The organism is Mesorhizobium sp. M0140 (assembly GCF_040322475.1).
In the GTDB taxonomy this organism is placed as follows: Bacteria; Pseudomonadota; Alphaproteobacteria; order Rhizobiales; family Rhizobiaceae; genus Mesorhizobium.
In genome coordinates this window covers 1-18,449 of sequence record NZ_JAMYTM010000059.1, presented here as the reverse complement: position 1 = coordinate 18,449, position 18,449 = coordinate 1, and the positions used below count along the sequence as shown (strand labels likewise).

At 57.4% G+C, this 18,449-nt stretch carries 18 protein-coding genes; 13 read left to right on the top strand and 5 right to left on the bottom strand.

Annotated features, from left to right (window positions below):
- On the top strand, positions 1-481 hold a 481-nt coding region (locus NKJ37_RS31305), incomplete at its 5' end, for an NAD-dependent epimerase/dehydratase family protein (protein WP_352776375.1).
- Between the two features lie 161 nt (positions 482-642).
- Here NKJ37_RS31305 and NKJ37_RS31300 read toward each other — a convergent pair.
- A complete protein-coding gene (locus NKJ37_RS31300; protein WP_352550762.1) occupies positions 643-885 on the bottom strand; it encodes a hypothetical protein in 243 nt (80 codons plus the stop codon).
- A gap of 397 nt (positions 886-1,282) precedes the next feature.
- Here NKJ37_RS31300 and NKJ37_RS31295 point away from each other — a divergent pair, with 397 nt between their 5' ends.
- Both NKJ37_RS31295 and NKJ37_RS31290 read left to right on the top strand, forming a co-directional pair.
- Positions 1,283-1,582 (top strand): hypothetical protein, encoded by a 300-nt coding sequence (locus NKJ37_RS31295; RefSeq protein WP_352776374.1) that lies wholly within the window; start codon positions 1,283-1,285, stop codon positions 1,580-1,582.
- A 2-nt stretch (positions 1,583-1,584) separates the two neighbouring features.
- Positions 1,585-2,277, top strand: coding sequence for an SOS response-associated peptidase (locus NKJ37_RS31290; protein WP_352776373.1), 693 nt, complete (start codon positions 1,585-1,587; stop codon positions 2,275-2,277).
- Here NKJ37_RS31290 and ku read toward each other — a convergent pair.
- From ku to NKJ37_RS31270, 4 genes are all read right to left on the bottom strand, one after another.
- Positions 2,274-3,101 carry a non-homologous end joining protein Ku gene (ku, locus tag NKJ37_RS31285; RefSeq protein ID WP_352776372.1) on the bottom strand — a complete coding sequence of 276 codons (828 nt, stop codon included), beginning with the start codon at positions 3,099-3,101 and terminating at the stop codon, positions 2,274-2,276. The genes NKJ37_RS31290 and ku overlap by 4 nt on opposite strands.
- Positions 3,102-3,188: 87 nt before the next feature.
- Entirely contained in the window at positions 3,189-4,052 is an 864-nt protein-coding gene (locus tag NKJ37_RS31280; protein ID WP_352550757.1) for an ATP-dependent DNA ligase, read from the bottom strand.
- 92 nt (positions 4,053-4,144) lie between these two features.
- Positions 4,145-4,279 (bottom strand): hypothetical protein, encoded by a 135-nt coding sequence (locus NKJ37_RS31275; protein ID WP_352550755.1) that lies wholly within the window; start codon positions 4,277-4,279, stop codon positions 4,145-4,147.
- 35 nt (positions 4,280-4,314) lie between these two features.
- Positions 4,315-4,515, bottom strand: a complete 201-nt coding sequence (locus NKJ37_RS31270; protein WP_352550980.1) for a KTSC domain-containing protein — start codon at positions 4,513-4,515, stop codon at positions 4,315-4,317.
- A 165-nt stretch (positions 4,516-4,680) separates the two neighbouring features.
- On the opposite strand from NKJ37_RS31270, the gene NKJ37_RS31265 reads away from it, so the two are divergent.
- From NKJ37_RS31265 to NKJ37_RS31220, 10 genes are all read left to right on the top strand, one after another.
- A complete protein-coding gene (locus NKJ37_RS31265; protein WP_352776371.1) occupies positions 4,681-5,772 on the top strand; it encodes a Fic family protein in 1,092 nt (363 codons plus the stop codon).
- Positions 5,773-5,840: 68 nt separating this feature from the next.
- Positions 5,841-6,752, top strand: coding sequence for an O-antigen ligase family protein (locus tag NKJ37_RS31260; protein WP_352776376.1), 912 nt, complete (start codon positions 5,841-5,843; stop codon positions 6,750-6,752).
- A 190-nt stretch (positions 6,753-6,942) separates the two neighbouring features.
- Entirely contained in the window at positions 6,943-7,824 is an 882-nt protein-coding gene (gene rfbA, locus NKJ37_RS31255) for a glucose-1-phosphate thymidylyltransferase RfbA (RefSeq protein ID WP_127327141.1), read from the top strand.
- Positions 7,825-8,379 (top strand): dTDP-4-dehydrorhamnose 3,5-epimerase, encoded by a 555-nt coding sequence (gene rfbC, locus NKJ37_RS31250; protein ID WP_352776370.1) that lies wholly within the window; start codon positions 7,825-7,827, stop codon positions 8,377-8,379.
- 22 nt (positions 8,380-8,401) lie between these two features.
- Positions 8,402-9,472, top strand: a complete 1,071-nt coding sequence (gene rfbB, locus NKJ37_RS31245; protein WP_352776369.1) for a dTDP-glucose 4,6-dehydratase — start codon at positions 8,402-8,404, stop codon at positions 9,470-9,472.
- A complete protein-coding gene (rfbD, locus tag NKJ37_RS31240) occupies positions 9,469-10,371 on the top strand; it encodes a dTDP-4-dehydrorhamnose reductase (RefSeq protein ID WP_352776368.1) in 903 nt (300 codons plus the stop codon). Before rfbB ends, rfbD begins: the two co-directional genes overlap by 4 nt.
- Positions 10,368-14,951, top strand: coding sequence for a glycoside hydrolase family 99-like domain-containing protein (locus tag NKJ37_RS31235; protein WP_352776367.1), 4,584 nt, complete (start codon positions 10,368-10,370; stop codon positions 14,949-14,951). The genes rfbD and NKJ37_RS31235 overlap by 4 nt, the downstream gene beginning before the upstream one ends.
- A 54-nt stretch (positions 14,952-15,005) precedes the next feature.
- On the top strand, positions 15,006-16,118 hold the full coding sequence (locus NKJ37_RS31230) for a polysaccharide pyruvyl transferase family protein (protein WP_352721794.1): 1,113 nt from the start codon (positions 15,006-15,008) through the stop codon (positions 16,116-16,118).
- 75 nt (positions 16,119-16,193) lie between these two features.
- Positions 16,194-16,925, top strand: a complete 732-nt coding sequence (locus NKJ37_RS31225; protein ID WP_031212187.1) for a class I SAM-dependent methyltransferase — start codon at positions 16,194-16,196, stop codon at positions 16,923-16,925.
- Positions 16,926-17,260: 335 nt separating this feature from the next.
- The gene (locus tag NKJ37_RS31220; RefSeq protein WP_352776365.1) at positions 17,261-18,385 is read left to right on the top strand and encodes an acyltransferase family protein; all 1,125 of its coding nucleotides are present in this window, start codon (positions 17,261-17,263) and stop codon (positions 18,383-18,385) included.
- Positions 18,386-18,449 lie beyond the last annotated feature (64 nt).

Below are 18,449 nucleotides of genomic sequence, written 5' to 3'. Positions count from 1 at the left end.
TCGCTTCTTCACGGTGTATGGTCCCTGGGGTCGCCCGGACATGGCGCTGTTCCTGTTCACCAGGAACATCCTGGCCGGTGCGCCGGTCAAGCTGTTCAACAACGGCAATCACACGCGCGACTTCACCTATGTCGATGACATCGCCGAAGGCGTGATCCGCGCCAGCGACAGCCCGGCCACGGGCAATGCCGCCTGGGACTCCAGCCGTCCCGATCCGGCCACAAGCAGCGCCCCCTGGCGCATCTTCAACATCGGCAACAACAACCCGGTGAAGCTGACCGCCTATGTCGAAGCGCTGGAAAACGCGCTGGGCCGCAAAGCCATCGTCGAACTCTTGCCGCTGCAGCCCGGCGACGTGCCCGATACCTTCGCCGACACCTCGGCGCTGGAGCAGGCGGTCGGCTACCGCCCGACGACGACAGTGACCGAAGGGGTGGGGCGGTTCGTCGAGTGGTACCAGGCGTATTTCGGGCGGGGATAAAGCTTCGACATCAAGCTGAGGCGCCGGCCACTCCTCCCAAGCTGGTAGAGTAAACCCGCCGCTCCATTTTCGAAGCGACGGGCTCTCGCCCACCCCATACCAGTCAATGCAATTTAGATGCCAACTTTTTTGACCCGCTATGGGGCAAAGCCGTCGCCAACCTACCCAGCCGTAGGCGGCAGCACTGGCCCAGTAGTGTTCCACCGGATGAACTCGACTTCCTTCCCGGTGACTTCCCGCACCGCCTTTAACAGTACCTCATGCAAGACGCGCGTCTGCCTGTAGTGATCGCAATGCGGAGATATGAACGGCTTGACGATGCTTAGGTGCAGCGCTTCTGCTGCCATCAGAAAGCGCTCGATTTCAGCCTTCGATAATTGCTTTGACGGCTTTGACCTAGCCATTGCTACCCCCTAAACCGCTCTGTGTACCAGGTGATCTTCCCCCCGACCTTTATCGGCTTGTGAACCACTAGGCGCTTTGGCAAATGCTCAGGATGCACCTCTAGAAGAGTGATCTTGATCTGTGGCTTGCATCGGCTGCAATCGAATTTCAGCGAGAGCGGATCGACGCCGCCCCCGTAGACCATCATCAAATCGACCGATCGGCAGTAGCGAACATTGCCGCAACTGCACTCTGCTTTCACAAGCATATTGTGCCGGGTCGCTTTGCCCAGCGTGTCGATCGGATCATGCGCCATAGCCCTAAAAGAGGAACATATTCCTCTTTGGTCAAGGGGCTCTTGACTCTCTTGTTCCTATTTTGTTCACTGACAGGCAGGAAAGTCACAGGAGGCGGGCTATGAAGCTTCGCTTGGAGATAACGGGCGCTTCGCCCGATGAGCAGCAACGCGGCATTGAAGCTGCGCGGGCGGTCTTTGCCGCTGCGGGAATATCAGCCGAGCAGGCAGCCGATGGAATGTTCGCGCTAGAGGGCTGGGACGATGCCAACTTTCAGGACGATGAAGCACCGACGGAAGACGAGGATGCAGCAGCATCAATCTGGATGGATGCCAACAAGGCTGCCGTCGCGGCGTGCTGCGCCAATAGGCCTGCCGATGCGGTGCCTGAGAACTTTCTCTTCCTTGAATTGGTAGAGTGAGCATGTGCGGACGCTACACGAGATATCTGACCTGGTCGGAAATCCACCGGCTATATCGACTGACGGCGCCCGCAGAAACCGGTCGCAATGATGCCCCTCGCTACAACATCGCCCCGACTGAGGAAGTCCCATTCGTCACCGCCGGCGAGAACGGCAACCACAAGCTCCGCGACGGTCGCTGGTGGCTAGTTCCTTTCTGGGCGAAGGAGATGCCCAAGGCGGCGATGTTCAACGCCAGGATCGAAGGCATAGACACTGCGCCGGCCTTCCGCGATGCCTTCAAGTCGAAGCGCTGTCTGATCCCCGCCGACGGCTTCTACGAATGGACCATCTCTCCAGCAGATGGCAAAAAAGACCCTTGGCACATCTACTTGCCCGATCACGCGCCGTTCTCGTTTGCCGGCCTGTGGGCCTACAATTCCAACCTCGAAATCACCAGTTGCACCATCATCACCGAGCCGGCCGGCGAGCCGATGAAGAACTTGCACGATCGGCAGCCGGTCATCCTCGACCAAGCCTACTATGACGCGTGGCTGGATCCGGCGACGCCCAAGGACGACTTGAAAGACATTCTCAGCCACGACATCGACGGTCAACTGCAGTTCAATCGCGTCGGTCGCGACGTCAACTCGACGCTAATCAACAAGCAGCCCAATGACCATCCCTCCTTGGTCGGGCCTATCAATCCTCTCTAACTATGCTGATTTGCGGCCCTTCGCCTTTGGCCGGTCTTGGTTGATGCCTTCGTTGGCGAGGCTCTTTCGAAGAACCGAGGCCAGATCGACCACGTTCTCCTTAGGTTTCGGCGCCGGTTTAGGGGGCTTTTGCCCTTGCGCTTGGCGTCGATCATGGCAATCAACGCATCCTCGTAGGTGTCCTCGAATTTCGAAGGATCGAACTTCGTCACCTTCTTGTCGATAAGGAGCCCCGCGATTTCGAGCAAATCCGCATCGTATTTCGGGCTCTTCACATCGTCGAAGACGGTGTCTTCCGATGTCATCTCATTGTGGGTCCGTAGCTCGGTCAGCAACATCCCTTTTCCAAGGGGCTGTATCAACACTTCCCGCCCGCGCTGATAGAGTACGACGCAGGAGCGTGCCGCGACGCGCTTCTTCGCCATCGCATCGCGCAGGACGGCAAAGGCCTCCAGGGAGGCGCCATCTGCCGGGATCAAGTAGTATGGTTTTTCCAGATAACGTGTGTCGATCTCGGCAACCGGAACGAAGGAATCGACGTCAAGTGTATGCTGTGACGTCAGCTTCAGTTTCTTTAACTCGTCCGGCTCGACGTGGATGAAATCATCCTTGTCCGCCTCATACCCTTTGATCTGATCCTCGGCTTCGACAACGTCGCCAGTCTCTTCATCGACATAGGCGCTTTTGACGGGTAAACCGTCCTTGCGGTTCAAAATCTTGAAGTGGATCTTGGATGCCTCGCTTGTGGCACCCACTATCTTCACCCCGCATGACACGGAACCGACCCTCAGAAAGCCCTTCCAGACCGCGCGTGGCGCCACCATGCCGTTTCTCCTAGACGTGCCGATGTTCCGCACAACGCCAGGCACACGGTTCTGTTCCGCAGGGGGAGCCCTCGTCGCCAGCGTTAGTCATTCCTCCTCTCGGTAATCGAGCAGCTTCGCATGGCGTAGCCTTTCCTCGCCCTTCAGGAACCTGACGCGGCCGACGAGACCAGGCTTCAGCCATTCGGCCTTTTCCTTCTTTAGACCCATCGGAACTGGTCCCCCGACCTTCCCTTGAACACGATCCCATAGTTGCCGACGCTTGTCGGCTTTAAAGGCAACGAACGCGCCGCCGGCATATTGGCCCTTGTCGGCCATGAGCACCATTGCGGGCTTTCCGGCCTCGCGCTGCACGCCAATGATGTCCATTTCCTTTTCGGCATAGCACTTGATCTTGCGCCAGTTCATCGTCGGCCCGCTACGGTAGATGCTGTCCTTGCGCTTCGAGACCATGCCCTCGAGCCCCGCCTTGTCGACCAGGTGATAAACCGCGTCGCCGGTGCCGGGCATGGCTTTGCTGACCTGAATGCGGCCGACGGCTGGAATCAGTGCCTGCAGGATTTCGCGGCGGTCTTCCACCGGCATGTTGCGCAAATCATGTCCGTTCAGGTGCAGGAGATCGAACGCCACCAAATACAAGTCGCGCGACGGCTTACGGCGGGTGACGGCTGATTGCAGGGCGTGGAAGTCGGACAGGCCGGCCTCGTTGACGGTGATTGCCTCGCCGTCGATGATGAAACTTTCCGCCTCGATCGCCTCCGCCTCTCCGGCAAGTTCGATATAGCGGCCGGTCCAATCGTATCCGTTCTTGGTGAACAGCCGGATCCCGTTTTCATCCTTGATAATCTGGGTCCGATACCCGTCGAATTTGATCTCATGAAGCCATTCGTCGCCTTGCGGTGGCCTGTCGACCAGCTCGGGCTCCATTGGCTTGATGAACTTCAGAGGCATGCGCTGACTCGCATAGTGCGATTCAATTAGCGCGCGCTAAAATGGTTCCGGAACATTTTAGACGAATTGAATGTTTGATAGCTGTGACGAAACTATCCGACCTTGGCCCGCCGATTCCCGGCAAGCAGCACGACGGCGAGCCTGCCGACGATCAAGAGAATTTCATGATTTGCCCGGTATGCGGCCAGCGGCTCGACATGCGTGACTTCCGCCAGGTCGCTTGGCACGATCAGCCCCAACATGAGCCGTTGGAACTGGAGCTCTATGTCACGAGCCGGAATGGGTAGCGATTGCGGACGTGGTCGTTGAAATATCGGCCCTTGGCAAAGGCAGCTTTGAACGCGGTGAAGGTCTCAACCGGTACGTCCAAAAACTCATAGTGCTTCCCGCTGGCTACAAACCAGACCGAGAGAATCCTGGTGTTCGGCTCATAGTCGAACTTGCGTATCGAGGTCGACGGCATGCTGCACCAGTTTGCCGGGCCGAATTCAGCGTGACGCGATATGGGCCGCATTCTAACTAGCCCCATCGTTTTCGGTTCCGGGACAACAAGAAACCCCGCCACCTTTCGGGAGCGGCGGGCCTGGGGGCGATTGAGTTTTGGGTATTTTTGGGTATCTTTTTGGGTATGGCTCTGAAGGTAGGTTCCTTGCAAATTACCCCCGAAATCCTTGCCTTGGTCTCGGAGATCGAAGAATTCAAAGGGGCTTGGCGAGCGCTGGGAGCGCTCGCGCCACAGCGCCTATCGGCTCTGCGCCGCGTTGCGACCATCGAGAGCATTGGCTCTTCTACCCGTATCGAAGGAAGCAGGCTCACTGACGGCGAAGTAGAGCGGCTGCTCGCCAACCTCGACATCAAATTCTTTGAATCCCGAGACGAGCAGGAAGTCGCCGGATATGCACAGGTCATAGAAATGATCTTCGCGCATTTCGATGCGATTGATCTGACCGAAAACCACCTGACACAACTACACCGTGACCTGCTGGCGTTCAGCAACAAGGACGAGCGCCATCGCGGCGCATATAAGACACTCGCCAACAATGTCAGTGCGTTCGATGCCGAGGGGAAAGAGATTGGCGTCATCTTCGAAACGGCGACGCGCTTCGATACACCCAAGCGGATGAAGGAGCTTGTCGAGTGGACTCGCAACACACTCAGCGAGCAAAGCCTGCACCCTCTGCTCGTCGTTGCAATCTTCACGGTGGTGTTTCTGGAGATACACCCATTCCAGGACGGGAACGGACGGCTGTCGCGCGTTCTGACGACGCTCCTGCTGATGCGCAACGGATATGCGTATGTGCCTTACTCTTCCCTCGAAAGCGTGATTGAGAACAGCAAGGGAGGCTACTATCTGGCGCTACGCCAGACTCAGAGGACGATCCGCAGCCCGAACCCCAATTGGCAGCCATGGGCTGTGTATTTCCTGCGCGCTCTTCAACAGCAAAAGCGGCGGCTTGAGAAAAAAATCGAGCGGGAACGCCTTGTGCTCGGCACTTTGCCCGAACTCTCTTTTCAGATTGTTGAAGCCATCAAGGACCGCGGGCGCATAACCATCAGCGAGATCGTCAACCTGACAGGCGCAAACCGAAACACCGTCAAAAAACACCTAGCCGCTCTGGTGGAAGCGAACCATCTGGCTCAACATGGAACCGGCAAGGGAACTTGGTACGGCCGAAATAGCGGTAAAGGCTCTAAGTCTGCGGCACAAATCCATGGCTGAGCGGTGAAACGGGGCTGCGTTTCGTCAGTGTCGGCGTGGGACGTACGATCGAGTGTCTGTTGTACTTCGTGGCGATGGCTGCATTCTTTCTGAGCGTCACCCGCCTGCGCCCAGATCAGGTCTACGGTCTTCTGCCCTTCTTTTTGATGGGTGTCATCTGTAACGGATTGGCTGCGGCGATCCAGTATTCGCTCTCCGACACGGTTGCCATACAGGGTTTGCTGCCGTTCACGATCAATGCGGGACTGTTTGCCAACCAGAACCATTTTTCAGCTTTGCTCTTCGTCTCCATCCCCTTCCTTGTCTACTATGGCCTGTTTCGCGGGCACCTTCTGTCCGGGTCGCTCGGTTTGATAACGCTGCTGCTGCTGCTTCTGGCCGCCGGTTCGCGCGCCGGTATTCTGATAGGGCTGGCGATCACAATAATATCGGTTGTCTTTCTGTCCGCGCGCTCGAGGCTGGGCGGGTATGGAATACCCGCTGTCTTCATCGGGCTTTCGCTTTACACGATCGGGGCGTGGACGAAGATCGATGCGGAAGTGGTTGACCCGGCCTTTGGACGGGCCGAATTTGCCCGCACGACGATCGCGGGAATTGAAGAGAACTGGGCGACGGGCGTCGGCTTTGGCAGTTTTCCGAAGGTCTACCAGATTTACGAAAAGGGAGAGATGATCTTCAAGCCCTACGTCAATCACGCCCACAATGATTATCTGGAATTGGCACTTGAAGGTGGCGCGCCTGTTGTCTTTCTGGTCGCGGCCTACTCTATTGCTTTTTGCGTTTTCCCTTGCGGCACGGCGAGATCCGCTGCAGAAAATGGCATTTCTCTCAGTATCGTTTCTGCTCGTTCATTCCCTGGTCGATTATCCCATGCGAACGGCGGCGCTTGCGATGACTTTCGCCTATATGAATGGCATCATCTTTCACAAGGGATTCGCTGGGCGGTTAAGCCAGAGAGGCGAGTCGACCGAGGCCCATGATGACAATCTGCTTGTTCCCGTCAGGCCGGCCTTGGCAAGACGATAGCAATGCGTCGCCTGGAATTGGCCATGGATTGGCGCTGGACCGTGACCCGGTCGTTTGCCGAACGCCGAGATTGACAAGCCATTGCATGGAACCTAAGCACGGGCGGCTGGGGCCGGGGGGTTCAGGCATGTCAAGGAGAGCTTCTTGAAAGGAATTATCCTTGCTGGAGGCAGTGGAACGCGTCTTTATCCACTAACATTAGCAGTCTCTAAGCAAATTCTGCCGATATACGACAAGCCGATGATCTATTATCCGCTGAGCGTTCTGATGCTCGCGGGTATCCGGGAAATTCTGATCATTTCGACGCCGCGTGACCTGCCGGTTTTTCGCGATCTGCTTGGCGATGGATCGGAGTTCGGCCTCGACCTGTCCTATGCCGAGCAACCGCAGCCCAACGGGCTGGCGGAGGCCTTCATCATCGGCCGCAATTTCATCGGCAAGGACAACGTGTCGATGATCCTCGGCGACAACATCTACTTCGGCGATGGGCTGTCGCAGCTTTGCCGCGATGCTGCCTCGCGCGAAAAGGGCGCTTCGGTGTTCGCCTATCATGTCGAGGATCCCCAGCGTTATGGCGTGGTTTCCTTCGACAAGGCCACAGGAACGGCGCTGACGATCGAGGAAAAGCCGCAGGTGCCGAAATCCAACTGGGCGGTCACCGGTCTCTACTTCTATGACAACGACGTCGTCGACATCGCCCCTGCTATCCGTCCCTCGGCGCGCGGCGAACTCGAGATCACGGCGGTCAACAACGTCTACCTCGAACGCGGCCAGTTGCATGTGCATCGGTTGGGGCGTGGCTATGCCTGGCTCGACACCGGCACGCATGACAGCCTGCATGAGGCCTCGTCATTCGTGCGCACCATCGAGCACCGCCAGGGCATCAAGGTCGCCTGTCCCGAAGAGATCGCCTTTGAACAGGGTTGGCTGACTGTGGACCAGGTTCTGCGTCGCGCCGACCGCCTGGGCAAGAATGAATATGCCGCCTATCTGCGCCGGCGTGTCGTCGACCTGTCGGAGGGCTAGGTGTTGGAGGTCAAGCCCCTTGGCATCGATGGCGTGCTGGAAATCGTGCCGAAGCGACATGGCGACGCGCGCGGCTTCTTCGTGGAAACCTACAATGCCGAGCGCTTTTCGCAGGCCGGCATAGACCTGGCTTTCGTGCAGGACAATCATTCCTATTCCGCCGCGGCGGGCGTCTTGCGAGGGCTTCACTATCAGCTTGCGCCGCGCGCCCAGGACAAGCTGCTGCGCGTCATCCGGGGCAGCATTCTCGATGTCGCGGTCGACATTCGCCGCGGTTCGAAAACCTTCGGAAAATGGGTCGCTCTCGAAGTGTCGGCCGAAAAGGGCAACCAGATTCTGGTGCCGAAAGGCTTCGCGCATGGCTTCGTGACGCTCGTGCCCGACACCGAGGTCCTGTATAAGGTGACCGACACCTATTCGCAGGCGCATGACCGGTCGATCCGTTTCGACGATCCCGACATCGGCATCGAATGGCCGTCATTGACCGGCGGGTTCCAACTCTCGGACAAGGACCTCAAGGCGCCGCTACTGGCTGCCGCCGAGGTGTTCGCCTGATGGGTTACGTGAGGACAGCGGCATGAATTTTCTGGTGACGGGCGGTGCTGGCTTTATCGGTTCGGCGGTGTGCCGGCATCTATGCGCCAACCCGGCCTATCGGGTGACCAATCTCGACAAGCTAACCTATGCGGGAAACCTCGCCTCGCTGCGGCCGATCGAGAATGCACACAATTATCGCTTCGCGCAGGCCGATATCTGCGACGAAAGGGCCGTGCTCGACATCCTCCGGCGCGACGACATCGACATCGTCATGAACCTTGCCGCCGAGAGCCATGTCGACCGCTCGATCGATGGGCCGGGCACCTTTATCGAGACCAACATCGTCGGCACCTACAAGATGCTCAATGCCGCGCTGGAATACTGGCGCGGCCTGCCCGAAGACAGGAAGAGCCATTTCCGCTTCCATCATGTCTCGACCGATGAGGTGTTCGGCGATCTTCCCTTCGACGGCGGCATGTTCGTCGAGGAAACGCCCTACGCGCCATCCTCGCCCTATTCCGCCTCGAAAGCGGCCTCGGACCATCTGGTACGGGCCTGGCACGAAACCTATGGCCTGCCGGTCGTGCTTTCCAATTGCTCGAACAATTACGGACCCTATCACTTTCCCGAAAAGCTGATCCCGCTGGTCATCCTCAATGCGCTCGATGAAAAGCCGCTGCCGGTCTATGGCGCCGGCGCCAATGTGCGCGACTGGCTGTTCGTCGAGGATCACGCGCGCGCGCTGGAACTTGTCGCGACCAGGGGACTGCCGGGCGAAAGCTACAATGTCGGCGGCAATTCCGAGCGGACGAACCTTGGCGTCGTCGAGACGATCTGCGATCTGCTCGACAGCAGGCGGCCGCGGGCAGGGGGCAAGAGCTATCGCGACCTGATTTCCTTCGTCACCGACCGCCCCGGTCACGATCGCCGCTATGCCATCGACGCCTCGAAGATAGGCCGGGACCTGGGCTGGGCGCCCAATGAGAATTTCGACAGCGGCCTCGCCAAGACCGTCGACTGGTTTCTTGACAACACATGGTGGTGGGGACCGATCCGCGAGCAGCGCTATGCCGGTGAACGGCTGGGCGAAGCACGCAAGGGGGCGGCGTGAGGCTGGTTGTCACCGGACGCGACGGACAGGTCGCGGCAAGCCTTGCGGAGGCCGGCCAGGCGGCCGACGGTGTTGAGGTCATAGCCATTGGCCGTCCGCAACTCGACCTTGCAAGACCCGACACGGTGATCGAAGCCATCGCGGCCGCGAAGCCTGATATCGTCGTGTCGGCTGCCGCCTACACGGCGGTGGATCAGGCCGAGGATGAGCCCGATCTGGCATTCGCGGTGAACGCCATCGGCGCCGGCAAGGTGGCGGAAGCGGCGGCGCTGCTTGGCGTTCCCGTCATTCATCTTTCGACCGACTATGTCTTCGACGGCACCAAGGACGCGGCCTATGTCGAGACCGACGCGACCGCATCAGCCAGCGTCTATGGCGCCTCCAAGCTTGCCGGCGAGCAGGCGGTTGCAGCAGCCAATCCGCGCCATCTGATCCTGCGCACGGCATGGGTCTACAGCCCGTTCGGCAAGAATTTCGTGAAAACCATGCTGCGGCTGGCCGCCGACCGTGACGAGATCGCGGTGGTGGCCGATCAATGGGGAAATCCAACATCGGCACTTGATATCGCCGACGCAATCCTGCATGCGGCGGCACAGTTGCACGAGGGCGCCGCCACATCCGGCATCTATCATCTGGCCGGAACCGGCGAGGCCAACTGGAGCGGCTTTGCCCGCCATATCCTCGACACAAGCCGCGTGTTGGGTGGTCCCTGGGCGCGGGTACGGGACATTGCTACGATGGACTACCCAACCAAGGCGCGCCGCCCCGCCAATTCCCGGCTGTCGAGCGCGAAATTCGCCTCCACCTTCGGCTGGAACGCACCGGACTGGCGGCAATCGACGGAGGTGGTGGTGCGGCGGCTTCTTATCGGGGAGACGAAACAGGCATTGACGGCATGAACAAGCACTCGTCACCCGAGACCGTGCGCGATGGGATGCCTGCTGGCAAGGCACGCGCCAAAGCGAAAACGGCACGGCCTGCAAAGCAGGACGTTTCACTTCGTGACCTGTACGACGCGCATCGCGGCAAAGTGTCGGATAAATGGTCGATCTATCTCAGCACCTACGACCATATTTTTTCAGAGTATCGAGACAGGCCGGTTCGAATCCTGGAAATCGGAGTTCAGAATGGCGGATCCTTGGAGATATGGCAGAAATATTTCCCCAATGCTGAAATAATCGTTGGCTGTGACGTCAATCTGGCTTGCGGAAATCTCGTTTTCGACAGCCGGAAGATAAAGATCTCCGTAGGTGACGCCAATACTGATGAAACGGAGCGCGACATCATCTCGATGTCGGAAAAATATGATATTATAATTGATGACGGATCGCACCTATCCTCGGATATAATACGCTCGTTCGCGCGATATTTCCCCCACCTTTCCGAAGGGGGCATGTACATCGCCGAAGATCTGCATTGCAGTTACTGGCAGGAGTTCGAGGGCGGTCTCTACGATCCGCTTTCCTCAATCTCGTTTTTCAAACGCCTCCTTGATGTAGTCAACCATGAGCATTGGGGACTGGATCGTCGTCGGGTCGATGCCTTGGCCACTTTCGCCGACAGGCACAAAGTCACATTCGATGAGGCTTCTCTCGCGTCGGTTCATTCCGTCGAGTTCTTGAACTCGCTTTGCATTGTAACGAAGCTGCCTATTCCGGAAAACGTCCTGGGCGCGCGCAACGTGCACGGGCGGGTCGCGCTCGCCGACGGGAGCGTGGTTCTTCTCGACGAGACGAAGAGCAAGGCGATCGATCAAACCGGAAATCCATGGTCGTTGAAGGCAACAACGATGGAGGAGGAGATCGAAACCAACCGGAAATTGGTGGGGCATCATGGGGCGCGTATCGAGGCTTTCTCCAGCGAGATGGCTGAAATGCGAGAACAAATCCGGACCTACAAAGACGAGATCTCAAGCGCAAGGACACAAGTCAGCGCAAGAGACGACGAGATTGCTCAAGGGCGGACACAGATCATTGCGAGAGACAAGGAGATCGAGCTCCTGCAACAAAATTTGTCGATGGCGCACAGGGCGACGAGTGCGCTGCTTGCGGATCGCGACGAGGCGCGATCCGAGGAAATCCGGTTGCATGAGGTTCTCGATGCCGTTTATGCCAGCACATCCTGGCGAGTGACCAAGCCTCTGCGGGGGATTGGGAGCCGCGTCCGCGCTATCGGCGATGTTCGCATACGGGTCCGCCGCTTGGCGATTCGGGGTGCCTACGGTTGTTGGCACAATCTGCCGCTCTCCATCGACCTCAAGCGAAAATTGAAGAGAGCGGCGTTTTCGACCTTTCCTTCGCTGTTTGGCGTTACGAATGCCTACCGCGCCTGGAGAAGCATGGAGGCACCCCAAGCGCCTGTGGGCAGCAACGAGATGGTCTTGCGCGGGGCGCTGGTCAGTTCCGGCCCGATCTTCTCGCCCGAACCAGTCTATGTGCCGCTTCTCGATGCGCCGCCGTTGCTCCAGAAGCCGGTGCGCGTCATCGCGTTCTACCTGCCGCAATTCCACCCGATCCCCGAAAACGATGAATGGTGGGGACAGGACTTCACCGAATGGTCTAATGTCCGGCCCGCTGAGCCGCAATTTATCGGTCACCACCAGCCGCACGTGCCGGATACGCTCGGCTACTACGACTTGCGCGATACTGCTGTGCAGCATCGCCAGATCGAAATGGCAAGGCTCTATGGAGTGGAAGGCTTCTGCTTCTATTTTTATTGGTTCGGCGGCAAGAGGCTCCTGGAAAAGCCGCTCGAAAACTGGCTCGAGGATAAGCGCCTCGACATGCCATTCTGCGTCTGCTGGGCCAACGAGAATTGGTCGCGCCGCTGGGACGGAATGGACCAGGAGATCCTGATCGCTCAGGATCACTCCCCCCAGGATGATCTCGCGTTCATCGCCGAGGTCGCGCCCTATCTTCGTGACCCTCGCTACATCCGCATCAATGGCAAGCCGCTGTTGCTCGTCTATCGGCCAAGCCTGCTCCCGGCGGCGGCTGAGACAGCGCGGCGCTGGCGGACTTGGTGCCGGGAGAACGGCATCGGCGAGATTTTCCTGGCCTACACCCAGTCCTTCGAATCTGTGCCCCCCCATCGCTACGGGTTCGATGCCGCCGTGGAATTTCCGCCAAACAATTCCGCGCCGCCAAATGTCACGCATACAGTGACGCCGCTGCATGAGGATTTTGCCACGACCGTCTATGACTGGTCGGTATTCCCACAACGCAGCGAAACCTATTCATCCCGCAAATACAAGCTCTTCCGTTCGGTTTGCCCGGGCTGGGACAATACCGCACGCCGCAAGCGCGGCGGCACGGTGTTCATCAACAACACCCCCGAGCTGTATCGCAGATGGCTGGACAATGCCATTGAGGACACCTTGGCCCATATTAGCGAGCCATCCGAGCGGGTGGTTTTCGTCAATGCCTGGAACGAGTGGGCGGAAGGCGCTCACCTGGAGCCCGATAGCGTTAACGGCCACGCCTATCTGCAAGCGACCCGCGACGCTTTGGAGGCGGCGAAGGGGAAGTCCAAGGCCAGGATTGCAATCGTTTCCCACGACGCCCACCCGCATGGGGCGCAATTGCTGGCTCTCAATCTGGCCAAGGGATTCAAGCAGCTTGGTTTTGAGCCCGATCTCATCGTGCTGGGCGACGGGCCGCTGCTCGGCCGTTTCGCCCACGCCGCGACCGTGCACAGGATCGACTTGCCTGAACAAGGCGATGCCGATGTGTTGAAACGTCTGGCCACCATTAGAAACAACGGTGCCGAGGTCGCCGTCGTGAATACCACCGTATCCGGAAAGCTCATCCCGCTGCTGAAGCAGGCAGGGTTCCGCACCGTTTGCCTCGTCCATGAACTGCCCGGAATATTGGCGTCCTACGGTCTTGCTGACGCAGCCGCAGCCATTGTTGAGAACGCTGAAACGGTCGTTTTCCCAGCCGAGATCGTCAAAGCCGGATTCGAAGAGTTTGTTGGCCAACCGGTCAGCCAGTCGGTAGTCAGGCCGCAAGGACTCTATCTGCGTACGCCCTATCTCGCCGATGATCGCCGACAGGTCCGCGAGGCGGTTCGCGCAAGATTAGGGCTTTCGACAAACGCGAGCATCATCCTGTGCGCGGGCTATGCCGACCATCGCAAGGGCCTCGATCTTTTCCTTGATGCTTGCCTCAAGGTTGTGGCATCCAGGCCGGATGCGGTTGCAGTCTGGGTCGGTCATGTCGATACTGTCTTTCACGCCAAGCAAATGCGGCGGGTGAAGGAAGCGGGACTTGAGGGCAGCTTCGTCTTTGTCGGATTGGTGGAAAATCCGCAGGAATACTATTTCGCCGCTGATATCTACGCTTTGACCTCGCGTGAAGATCCATTCCCTTCGGTGGTGCTTGAGGCGCTGGATGCCACAGTGCCGGTCGTTGCCTTTGAGGGCGCTGGTGGCTTCCAGGATCTGCTGAAGCGGGATTGCGGAATCCTCGTGCAGGCATTCGACACCGATGCGATGGCCGAGGTCATTGGCAATCTGCTCGACAATCCAAGTGAAGCCCGGCGTCTCGCCAGCGTTGGCCGCGATATCGTCCGCCAGGAGTTCAGCTTCAGCCAATACCTGCATGATCTGCTGATTTACGCCGAAAGGCCGCTGCCGCGGGTTTCGGTCATCGTGCCGAACTACAACTACGCCCCATACCTGGGCGCACGTCTAGGCTCCATCGTCGATCAGACGATAAAGCCCTACGAGTTGATCGTGCTTGACGATGCTTCGACCGATGAAAGCGTAGAAGTCATCGAGGAATTTCTGGCCGGTTGCGACATCCCATACCGGCTGGTCGTCAATGCGCAGAATTCAGGCTCGGTATTCCGCCAATGGATGCGGGGGGTCGAAATGGCGCGCGGCGATTATGTCTGGATCGCCGAAGCCGACGACCTCGCCGATCCCGATTTTCTGGCCGAGCTTCTGCCCGCCTTCGAACGTGAGGAGGTGGTGATGAGCTACTGCCAGTCGCGCCAGATGGACGGCGCCGGCCGGGTTCTGTCCGAACACTATCTCGACTATGTGTCGGACATCGACCGGTCTCGCTGGACGAAACCCTACGTCGTGGACGGCCGCCAGGAAATCGCCGAGGCGCTTTACCTTAAGAACACCATTCCGAACGTCAGTGGCGTCTTGTTTCGAAGGGAGGCGCTCAGGAATGCACTGGCCAAACACAGCGAAGAGATCATGTCGTTGCGCAACGCCGGGGATTGGGTGACATATTTGCGTCTGCTCGAAAATGGTTCGATCGCTTTCTCCCCGCGTTCGCTCAATTCACACCGGCGGCATCAGTCGAGCGTAACCATAGGAAATTTCGATCTCAGGCATCTACAGGAGATCAGGCAGGTACAGGCCAACACAATCCGCAGCCACGATCTTGGATCTGCCGCGCTTGAACGGGCGAGCGTCTACGCCCGTGAACTCAGTGAACGATTTGGTATCCCAATTCAAGAATGACGACGTTGGTGGCTGTGGAGAATTAGATGTCTACAGAGCGTCGAGGAGATTTTAGTGAGAGTTCTTTTTCTGGGAGCGCCAATAGCTCCGCATCCTGATCCGCAGATTGCTTTTGAAAAGAAATTCGAAATCATTGGATACAACACCGGAAACCTTCTGATAGGGCAGTCTCTATTCGAGGAACTTCGCTTTGAAGAGTTCGGTCAGGGGTTGGGCTATTCCCCGCAAGAAGCAAACGAACGTTTCGACATAATTGCTATCGCCGCAGCGAATTTCATTTTCAAAAATTTTGATTTGTCCTATTTGGCTGACTTTATCGAGCCGACCAAGCTGCCATGCCTGGTTGCCGGCCTCGGGGCGCAAGCTTCTATCATCGGTGACAAAGTCACAGATATCCCAGAGGGCAGTAAACGCTTCCTTCGTATCATATCGGAACGCAGCAAGACCGTGGGCGTGCGTGGCCATTTTACGGCTGAAGTCATGAATGACTTTGCGATAAAGAACGTCAAAGAGGTTGGATGCCCAAGTTTGTTTCGCAAATTGCGTCCGGACTTGAAGATAAAGAGGCCAGGAAGAGACGCCGAGCTGAGAGTTGCAGTGAACGGATCACGCAACGTATTTCTTCATTCGGCCAATCCCGAAGCTGCCCGGCGCGTTGAAGCTGATCTTTTGAAATTATCCGCTCATAAAAAATATCCATATGTTCTTCAGAACGAAGAACCGGAAATGAAAATGCTACTTTCCAGAGATGGGAGAGAAGATGATTTTGAGGTCGCCCAGGCAGTGCTCGGGCAGATGAACATGGAAATGGATCCGTCGCTCTATGTAAAGCACGTCAAAGAGAACGCAAAAATGTTCTTTGATCTGGCAGAGTGGGATGCGTACATCTCGAAGTTTGACTATTCGGTAGGAACGCGCTTCCATGGAAACCTGATCGCATTAACCAACGGTGTTCCTGCAACCATAATTTCCCATGATTCGAGGACGACGGAAATGGCGGAACTTATGAGCATCCCGCACATCCCGGTCGATAAAGTGGGACAATTGGACGTCCACGAGCTTGTGCAGGCTGGTAACTATGATGAGTTTCAGCGCAAGTACACTGTTCTATATGATCGTTTTGCCCAATTCCTTTCGGAAAATGGGGTTGCCCACCGGCTAGAGTAGCACCGTGAAGCTGAGCTCGTACCGAAGCAGCATTCTGTTTACGGCTTCGTTTTTTGAAAATCCTGATGGTGCTCCATGAATTCTGATTCTCATCCAGTTTACCGCCGGGCAGGTTACTGCCCAATCTGTGAAGCCAATGTCGAGTTTTCCGCCAACTATGATTGGTATCGTGATCATCTGCTCTGCTCCAGATGTGGATCGATCCCGCGCGAGCGCGCTTTGGCTCTTACGCTCACGCGACATATCCCTCGTTGGCGCAACCTTGTTATTCATGAATCGTCTCCCACTCCCCGCGGGATTTCTCCGAAGTTGAAGCGGGAATGTGCCGGGTATGTTGAATCGCAGTACTTTCCCGGAGAGCGTTTGGGCTCGTCCGTCAAGGGCTTCCGAAACGAGAACTTGGAGGCGCAGACATTTGGTGATGCGACTTTCGATGTCGTCGTTACACTTGATGTCATGGAGCATGTGAATATGCCGGAGCGGGTGACAAAGGAGATTGTCCGCACCCTGAAACCAGGCGGCGCTTACCTGTTCACCGTTCCCACCTACAAGGGCAAGATCGACAGTGAGCGCCGTGCGCTCTACAGGCCGGACGGAACGATCCAGCACACCGGCGAGCCGGAATATCATGGGAATCCGGTTAGCGATGCTGGTTCGCTGGTAACATTTCACTACGGCTATGACCTTCCAGAACTGATCCACCGGTGGTCAGGAATGGACGTCGAGGTGTGCCGTTTTCACGATCACTGGCACGGAATAGTAGGCGAATTTACAGAAGTATATTTGGCACGGAAACACGCCCGCTAAAGAATTTTTCTGCTTAGTCGGTGTTATGCTCTACAGCTTTGAAGTAGCTCTCGCACTCGGTCGGGAAGGACAGCCCTAATTGGAAGGCCTCGGACACCTACCTCTTGCCAACGATCTTCGGGAGCCCGATTACATGGCGACATGCGGCAGCGACGGCTTTCATGCAAGCTTGCGAAAGGCCGTGAACGTGCCGAGGTAATAAGCCGGCGGCGGTTGAGGCAGCGAGTGTATGGGGATCGGTGAAAGCTTAGGTCGGAGCCGAAGAAAAGCGAATGGTCGCGGGTACCCCAGACAGGCAGTAGGACGAGTTGGTTTGAGGTTACAAGCGAGACGGAATGAATACCGAGATACGCCCCGAAAACAAGACCGCGCGGATTGATCTGCCAGGCCTTCTTGCAATGCGCTGCTACGCGGCGCTATCGATTGTACTCTTTCACATGGTCTGGCTCACGAAGCTGGAGATTCCCCATTATCTAGGATTCGTCCGATCGCACTTTGGCTATGGCGTGCCGCTGTTCTTTATCGTCAGCGCTTTCGGATTGTTTGTCGGTTATAGCAGCAAGATTGGCTCGCGGGATGATCTGCGGGAATACTACTTGCGCCGCTTCCTTCGGATTGCGCCGCTGTTTTATTTCATGATGGCGTTCTATTTCCCACTCTACTGGATGTTTGGCGCCGCGCAGTTTCCCACCTCGCCGTTTGCTCTCGGGTACGTCGTCAGCTCTGCACTGTTCATCTTCAATCTGACGCCCCAGTATGTGACCGGCTACGTCATGGCCTCGTGGACGATCGGCATCGAAATGGCCTTCTATGCCATTCTGCCATTGCTGGTTTTTGCAGTGACCGATCTTACGCGCTCACTGGTCTTCCTAGCCGTCGTCGTGTTCGTCACAGTTAGCTGGGATGCTGCGTTCCAAGGGACAACAGGGCCAATCGCGGCATTTGGTGGATATTCGCTGGTTGGCCACATGGTGAATTTTGCAGCCGGCATAGCCGGATATCACGTTTGGCTTAAGCTTCGTCAAACCTCCCCTCTGGCCGGTCAGGCAGTATTTGGCGTCAGTTTATTGGCGGTCATCGGCCTGATCGACTTTTCTGCCTACATCCCTGGTTTAGGCGGGCGCGTAGCGTGGGCGGTCGCTCTAGCTGGAGCAGTAGTCGGAGTTTCTCTTCATCCGGCAAGATGGTTCGTGAACCGAGTTGCAATGACCCTCGGGAACGCCAGCTTCAGCCTCTATCTCTGGCACCCTGTTGTTCTGGTCGGCTTGGAGAGGTGCGGCCTGTATCGCACGATCTATTCAGCATTCAGCGGCGCATCCGTCCCGTTCTTCGTCTCGACCATCTGCACTCTTGCTGTATTGATTCCTTTGGCGCTGGTGAGCTATCGATACATCGAGCGGCCCGGCATGGGCCTCGCGAAACGCTTGTCCAGGCGATCTCTAGAGCGTTTCATATTTTGACGGAAGCGTAGCCTGCGTTTTCGAAGTAGTTCTTGCATTCGGCTGCCTCGATGGTTTCGACGAG